A 6,205-nucleotide genomic window follows, 5' to 3' on the forward strand; every position below is an offset into this window, starting at 1 on the left:
CTACCGCTTCCCGCCCCACAAAGAAGGTCCCGCATGCCGTACGCCCCCGCCGACGCCCACGTCAGCTTCACCCTGCACCCCGACCACCATCCTGGCGTTCTCGCCACGACCTCCGGCCCCACGAGCGACGCCGCCCGCTCCCACCTTCACGACCGCGGCTTCCGCAGCACCGGCCCGGACACAATGGTCCTTGCCCGAATAGACCGGGAGGAGCCCTACTACGCCGACCGGGCAGCCAACGAGCTGGCCCGGTACGGCTTCACCGTGGACATCGCCCCGGAACTCCAGGAGGAGATCGACACCGAGTGGACCTGGACCGACTACCCCATGCCGTGGTGCACCCCGGAAGAGATCCGGCAGGTCAGCGCCGATGCCCAGCGCATCCACGACGACATCGCAACCCGTCGGTTGACCATCCACCTCCATGCGAACGACGGCCACACCACCGTCGCGGTGGGAACGTACGCCACTGGCGTACGGCGCCATGTTCACCTGCACGGCGAAGACCACCTCCGGCAGGTATCCCTGACGTTCCAGGATGAAGCGGAGGCTCTCGCGGAGTTCCACAGCCAGTACACCGTGGCTGTGCGGCCGGGCCCCGCCCCGCTAACCGGACTCGAACAGAGCGTCCGCCAGGCCCTCTGCGGCAAGACGGCACCGATGACCCACACACCCCTGGCGACCCCTCCGATAGTTGCCGGCCCCGGGGAGCACGAGGAGTTCCTCGACCACCTCCTCGACTCCAAGCCGCAGTGGTCCAAGTACCGGACCTGGAGCGACGAGACGACCATCGCCTCACACGAGAGTCTCACCGTCCGGGCCGAGTTCGACCACGAGGCCCGTCACCGAACCGACATCGCCTGGACGATCGCCGAGTACGACGGACCCGTCGGCGAGAGGCTCTGGCGAGGCACCATCACCGCCGGCACCCCCGTCCCTTTCATCCGGGCGATCACCGACCACCTCGACGACCCGCCCTCGGCGGGGACAACCGAGCCGCACGTTCCTCTGCACGAGGCCGGATGGGCATCGGCGAGCCACCCTGCCCGTACAACGTGGCGAGCCCCAGACTGCAGTCTCACCTTCGAGCACCAACCGCATGCAGTGGGCGACCGATGGACCGTCTTCGGCGGTGACAACGCGAACAGGCCCGCTTGGTCAATCCGACTTTCCCCGGGCGCGCCCCAGGACCTCCTCGCCCAGCTGACCTCCATCGCGGCCGGCGCCACCTCGCCGCCGCCTTCTACCTCGCGGCGCTCATCTCCCCTTCCCCGGCTCCCGGTCCCTCTTCCCCAACGGCATAGCCGCATCCGCTGAATCTCGTTGCCAGCCACCGCCTCGCCTGAACCACCCTCGGATGCTGCCCCTCGACGGTCAGAAAGCCCCGATCACTGCCCGACTGATGCGTTCCGGCTCTCAGCATGGGGTACCCAAGGACCATGACTTGGATAGCGCCACTGTTCGCTCTCCTGGGGGTCCTGCTGGGCGTCGGCGCATCAGCCATGAACGACCAACGGCGCTGGCAACGCGAGGAACGAGCCCGCACCAGGGAGCAGCGCGTTGCCCTCTACACGGAGTACCTCTCGGCGCTCGAGAACACTGGGCAGGCACTCCTCACCGTGCTTCGCACCACGTCGGCGCACGAACGCCCAGCCGCCGCGCAGACGGCCTTCACCGCACATGGGCTGGGGGCCGTGCGGCACCGGATCCACGTCCTTGCACCTGCCCCGGTTTCGGATGCCGCAGACGCTGTCTTCCGCGCCTTACGGGACAGCCGACGCTACGTGGAGACCGCAGACTCACGAGACGAACCGGCCCTCGGGAGCTTGAAAGCAGAGATCGGCGAACTCCGAGACCGCCTCAAGGCGGTCATGCGGCACGACATCGCCACCACGAGGTAGCCACAACCGGAATCGATCGCCACCGCCCACAAGTTGAATCGCACAGGCCGGACGATCATCCGTCCGGCCTCATTCTGCTGCCGGGCAATGGCGCCCCAAGCGCATCTCGCGGAGCTGGCGAAATTCAAAGTGATCACTCCACCATGACCCCTATCCTGCCGGCACCATCAGCCCCTCAGGACGAGGATTCCAAGATGACGACCGACCCTGCCGTCCGCCCGGAGATCATCGACTTCTACACCCGCTCCGACGAGGCCACACGGCTGCACGCCACCGCCACGGGCACCCTGGAACTGGTACGCACCCGCGAGTTACTCCGCCGCCACCTCCCGCCCGCTCCGGCCCGCGTGCTCGACGTAGGCGGCGGTCCCGGCACCCACGCCCACTGGCTCGCCTCAGACGGATACACCGTGCACGTCGTGGACCCCGTGCCCAAGCACGTCAGCCAGGCTGGCGCACTAGACGGAGTGACATCCGAGCTGGGCGACGCCCGCCGCCTCACGGCCGCAGCCGGCACCTACGACGTGGTGCTGCTCCTTGGCCCCCTTTACCACCTCCACGACAAGGGCGATCGCCTCTCCGCGCTGACCGAAGCCGCCCGCGTGGTCCGGCCGGGAGGTTTCGTCGCCGCAGCTGCGATCTCGCGATATTCGCCTCTCCTCGACTACATCGCCACCACCGGCATCACCGAGCCCGCCGTCCAGGACGGAGTCCGGGACACGCTCAACCAGGGCCGCTACGCCGGACAGCGAGGTTTCACCGTCGCCTACTTCCAGACCTCAGACGAGCTTCGCGAGGAAGTCACCGAGGCAGGCTTCGCGGACCCGACCCTGTACGGCGTTGAAGGACCCGGCTGGGTGGCGGTCAAGGCCATCGAGAAGTACGCCGACACCAATCTTCTGGGTAGGCCGATGTACGACGCTGCCCTCGCGGCAGCGCGCCTTGCAGAACCGCACGATGCGCTCATTGACGCCTCTGCCCACATTCTTGCCATGACCCACACCTGACCGATCTCGGCAAGGAAGACGCGGCGGCCGGGCCCTGGCGTATCCCAAAGACGACCGGAACCCTCAGGGGGCCGAGCAACTCGGACCCCCTAGGCCGTGTTGCTGGGGAAGGCTGGTGAGTCGGGTACACCTCAGACTTCGCCGTCGAGCAGCGCCATGCCCAGCACGGGCTGCGCCTCCCGCCTGCGACGGTGCAGCCGCGTGGTGTCCATCTCGCTGCGTAAACTACTGGCTCGTGTGCCTGTCTGTGATGTCAACGTGCACACTGACGGTTTCCCGTTCGTCCGAAGGACTGAGCCGTGCCCGACCGACCTGAGATTGTCTGCATCTGCGGCTCTACCCGGTTCGCGGACGAGATGCGTGCGGCGAACCGTGATCTGACCTTCGCAGGTGTCATCGTCGTCGCGCCAGGCGAAGCAGACGAGTTGATCACCAACGAGCAGAAGACCGCGCTGGACGCTCTCCACCTGCGCAAGATCGACCTGGCTGACCGGGTTCTGGTCGTCAACCCCGGCGGGTATATCGGCGAGTCCACGAGCAGGGAGATCGCATATGCCCACGCCACCGGCAAGCCGATCTCGTTCACCGATCCCGTCTGACCAGTAGACGCTTCGTGGTGCGCGCGGGCAACGAGTCTCGGTCAGCCTCGGAGCGTGTTGCTAGAGGGTCTTCGAAGTCATCGGGCGCAGCCTTGTGCTTGTGTCGCGCGACGTGATCCCCCCTGCCCGCCCGAACGTCCGTACGGAAGATGCGAACGAGCCCGATCAGGGGCTCTGGCCGAGCAGGTGTCCTAACGGATGGCTGGGCGATACATAGCGCACGATCCCCGGTTTCCGAAACCGGGGATCCTGCCGAAGATGGACTACACCACCGCCACGCCCTACCCGCCCACCGAAAGGAGCCCGCCGACACCCCGCACCTCGCCCCGACGCCACCAGCCTTGACGCCCCAGGGGCGGCGCCGTCCCGACTACAACGGCCTATGCTGCGGCGTAGGACAGCCGGAACAGCTCCACCGCCCGCTCCACGTCTCTCTCCGAGCGCAGTTGCACCTCAAGATCGCCCGTACCGTGATGCCCAAGTCCCCTTACGTCCCTGGTGAAGCCGGGTACGAGGTCGATGGCCTCCGGGGTCGCCTTGAGGTAGACGAGCAGCTTGTCCTGCCGCGACGTCACACAGGCGAAGTTCCGCAGGCGCTGGTACGCGTCGTACTGCTTGCGCTCGACCTTCGTAACGTCGGCCCCCAGACCCAGCAGCACTTCGTCAACCGCTGCAGCCAGCTCCCCCATCGCCCCCGCCGAATTCGGCCGCGAAACCGCCCCGTCGGCATTCCTGCGGCGAATACGGAGGGCCGCTTTGGGCTGCGCCGCGACGGAAGCGACCGTCTCCAGCGCGATGAGGCCCTTCCCGTAAAGGCGGTAACGCACGAGGTCGATCGACCGGCGGTGCTCCCGGACCGCGTGAAGGTCGTAACGGGTGTAGTCCCCCGCGACACAGATCAGCCGGGGCGCCTTCCACATCACCTGCGCACCAGCCGCAGAGCCCAGGCGCTCGCGCACCAGGGCATGGAACTCCTGCCGGTGGTCGACCAACCAGGCCATATAGAACAGGCCCTGCGACAAGACACCAGGGTCGGTAGCCCTCTTGTACTCGATGATCACGGGCGAGCCGTTCTCGTCCAGCCCGAGCGAATCAATGCGCCCGCCGTGGACAGGGCCAGTGCTGTACTCGCTGGCCAGGAACCGCACCCCGAGCATGACCTCCATCGCACCTTCGACGAGAGCCTGCACCTCTGCCTCTTCATCGGCCAATCGCGGCACGACCTCCGTCACGCCGCCCTTCGTGCTGAACAACCTCAGCTTCGACACCCCCCATCGTCGACCTCCCCCAACACGAACGGCTTCGGGTCTATTTCCAAAGGCGGCCGACCCCCTTGACCGACTACGGAGCGCGAACGGGGGCTAGGGACGACTGCCGCACCGCCCTGCAGACGAAAAGCCGCCTTACCCACCAGGCTCTGTGCCCGGCAGGGAAGGCGGCTTTTCATGCATGACAACCCGTCAGGACGGGAGTCGATCGTGCGTCGTGCGTGCGTCAGACGTGCGTCACGTGCGTCAGACGTGCGTCACGTGCGTCAGATCTGCGTCAAGATATCGCCCGTAACGCCCGTAGCGCACATAATGCACACTCGACTAAAGTGCAGGTCAGACGCCCTTTGCCGCCGGTTCAAGGATGGCGACGCATTCAACATGGTGGGGCATCGGCATCACGTTGGGGCCGCACATCCCTCCACCTCCCCGCAATCGCTCACTGCACCAGCCGACCTGCACCAGCACGCGGTGATGACCAATCAGCGTGCCAAGGTGTCAGTTGCAACAGCAAGAGAGGCCCCGTGGCTAGCGTCGCGGTGAAGGCTGTTGCCGCAGGGCTAAGACCGTGTCCTACGTGGTGAGGCGGACGAGGCGCTTGTAGCAGCAGAGGGCGGCGGCGAGTCCGAGAAAGGCCAGGTAGTTACGGGGATTGCGCTCATAGCGGGGGCTGAGTCTGCGGTAGCCAGACATCCACGACATCGTCCGCTCGATCACCCACCTGCGACGCCCCAACCGTTCGCTTGACTCGATGCCTTTGCGGGCGATCCGGACTCCGATGCGCTTGCCGCGTAACCATTTACGCAGGTCCGGGCGGTCGTAGGCTTTGTCCGCGTGCAGGCGCTGGGGTTTGAAGTACCGGCCGCGATGGGGGTCGTGTCTCGTTTGGTGACCCAGCACCATGGGCTTCAGTCCCTGGCTGTCGTGGGTGTTGGCGGCCGAGACGCCGACGACCAAGGGCAGTCCGTTCGCATCCGACAGGATGTGCATCTTGGAACCCGGCTTGCCTCGGTCCACGGGGCTCGGACCTGTGTGTTCGCCCCCTTTTTAGCCCTGACATGGGCGGTGTCGAGGACGACACGGGTGACGTCGATGAGGCCGGCGTCATCGAGACGATGCAGGACGGTCTCGTGCAGGCGGCCCCAGACGCCGGCTCTGGACCAGATCAGGAACCGGCGGTGCGCGGTCGACTTCGATATCCCGAAGCAGGGCGGCAGAGCCCGCCAGGCACAACCGCTGACCAGCACGTAGATGATCGCCGCGAACAGCGTCTCATCAGGCGTGTCTTGCGTACCGCCGCCCTGCGGCCGCACCCTCGACGGAGGGATCAGCGGCTTCGCGATCTCCCACAGCCCGTCCGGAACAATCCAACTCCACGTACCCCGCCCCATACCGAGGTCAACGACGCCTCACCACGTAGGACACGGTCT

General features: G+C 66.4%; 6 protein-coding genes. 4 read left to right on the forward strand and 2 right to left on the reverse strand.

Annotated features, from left to right (window positions below; translation table 11 throughout):
- Positions 1 to 33: 33 nt before the first annotated feature.
- From AFM16_RS05200 to AFM16_RS05215, 4 genes are all read left to right on the forward strand, one after another.
- The gene (locus AFM16_RS05200; protein ID WP_078632623.1) at positions 34 to 1,317 is read left to right on the forward strand and encodes a DUF317 domain-containing protein; all 1,284 of its coding nucleotides are present in this window, start codon (positions 34 to 36) and stop codon (positions 1,315 to 1,317) included.
- A gap of 122 nt (positions 1,318 to 1,439) precedes the next feature.
- Positions 1,440 to 1,901, forward strand: coding sequence for a hypothetical protein (locus tag AFM16_RS05205; RefSeq protein ID WP_078632624.1), 462 nt, complete (start codon positions 1,440 to 1,442; stop codon positions 1,899 to 1,901).
- 194 nt (positions 1,902 to 2,095) lie between these two features.
- On the forward strand, positions 2,096 to 2,908 hold the full coding sequence (locus AFM16_RS05210; RefSeq protein WP_078632625.1) for a class I SAM-dependent methyltransferase: 813 nt from the start codon (positions 2,096 to 2,098) through the stop codon (positions 2,906 to 2,908).
- Between the two features lie 299 nt (positions 2,909 to 3,207).
- Positions 3,208 to 3,507 (forward strand): hypothetical protein, encoded by a 300-nt coding sequence (locus AFM16_RS05215; RefSeq protein WP_078632626.1) that lies wholly within the window; start codon positions 3,208 to 3,210, stop codon positions 3,505 to 3,507.
- Positions 3,508 to 3,887: 380 nt separating this feature from the next.
- Here AFM16_RS05215 and AFM16_RS05220 read toward each other — a convergent pair whose 3' ends face one another.
- Positions 3,888 to 4,775: a DUF5655 domain-containing protein gene (locus AFM16_RS05220; RefSeq protein WP_078632627.1), complete on the reverse strand. Its 888-nt coding sequence runs from the start codon at positions 4,773 to 4,775 to the stop codon at positions 3,888 to 3,890.
- Between the two features lie 573 nt (positions 4,776 to 5,348).
- A protein-coding gene (locus AFM16_RS38425; protein ID WP_107418992.1) for an IS5 family transposase occupies positions 5,349 to 6,166 on the reverse strand; the annotation gives its coding sequence in 2 pieces (ribosomal slippage) (positions 5,349 to 5,824 and positions 5,824 to 6,166; 819 coding nt in all).
- Positions 6,167 to 6,205 lie beyond the last annotated feature (39 nt).

The sequence above is a fragment of the Streptomyces antibioticus genome (assembly GCF_002019855.1).
GTDB lineage: Bacteria > Actinomycetota > Actinomycetes > Streptomycetales > Streptomycetaceae > Streptomyces > Streptomyces antibioticus_B.